Source organism: Arthrobacter sp. JCM 19049, from assembly GCF_001310435.1.
In genome coordinates this window covers 1-1,012 of sequence record NZ_BAXF01000653.1, presented here as the reverse complement: position 1 = coordinate 1,012, position 1,012 = coordinate 1, and the positions used below count along the sequence as shown (strand labels likewise).

At 68.2% G+C, this 1,012-nt stretch carries 2 protein-coding genes; both read left to right on the top strand.

Annotated features, from left to right (window positions below; genetic code table 11):
• On the top strand, nucleotides 1-645 hold a 645-nt coding region (locus JCM19049_RS15275), incomplete at its 5' end, for a riboflavin synthase (RefSeq protein WP_306420828.1).
• Nucleotides 642-1,012, top strand: a 371-nt coding sequence (locus tag JCM19049_RS15270; protein ID WP_279403353.1) for a 3,4-dihydroxy-2-butanone-4-phosphate synthase, incomplete at its 3' end; no start/stop codon positions are given. The genes JCM19049_RS15275 and JCM19049_RS15270, both read left to right, overlap by 4 nt.

Sequence of the window (1,012 nt, the reverse complement as noted above, 5' to 3'; positions counted from 1 at the left end):
CACCACCACAAGGAGTTTTCAATGTTTACCGGAATCATCAGCGGCCGCGGCACCGTGCTGGGGCTGCGGCACGACGCGCACAGCGACAGCGCCGTGCTGGACCTGGACATCCCAGGGCACGCGCAGGACTTCGAACTGGGCGGATCCATCGCCATCAACGGGGTGTGCCTGACCGCCACCGCCATCGACGGCCCGCGAATCAGCGTGGACGTGATGGGAGAAACGCTGCGCCGCACCACCATCGGCGCCCTGGAACCCGGGGCCAGCGTGAACCTGGAGCGTTGCACCAAGGCCGGGGCCCGGCTCGATGGCCACGTCGTGCAGGGACATGTGGACGCCGTAGGCCGCGTGCTTTCACGCGAAGACCACGGGCAATGGGTCAGCTTCCGCGTCGCTGTGCCCACCCAGTACGCGCCGCTGACCGCGCAAAAGGGGTCCATCGCACTGGACGGGATCTCACTGACCCTCACCGCCGTGAGCCCGGCCGGCGCAGAAACCCACTGGGTGGAGGTGGGCATCATTCCCACGACCCTGCGCGAAACCACCATGGGAACCCGCCAGGTAGGCGACGAGGTCAACGTCGAGGTCGACGTGCTGGCCAAGTACGTCGCCCGGCTCAACGAATTCCAGGAGATCACCCAATGAGCACCAGCACGAAGGAGTTCGACTCCATCCCCACCGCCCTGGCCGCCATGGCCGCCGGGAAGGCCGTTGTGGTGGTGGACGATGAGGACCGCGAGAACGAGGGCGACATCATCTTCGCCGCCCAGTTCGCCACCCCGGAGCTGATGGGCTTCACCATCCGCCACTCCTCGGGGGTGATCTGCGTGCCGATGGGCGCCGCCCGCGCCGACGAGCTGCGCCTGGCCCCGATGGTGGGGATCAACCAGGACGCCAAGGGCACCGCCTTCACCGTCTCCTGCGATGCCGCCGAAGGGATCAGCACCGGCATTTCCGCGGCCGACCGCGCCCTGACCGCACGCCTGCTGGCCGACCCGGGCACCACTGCGGG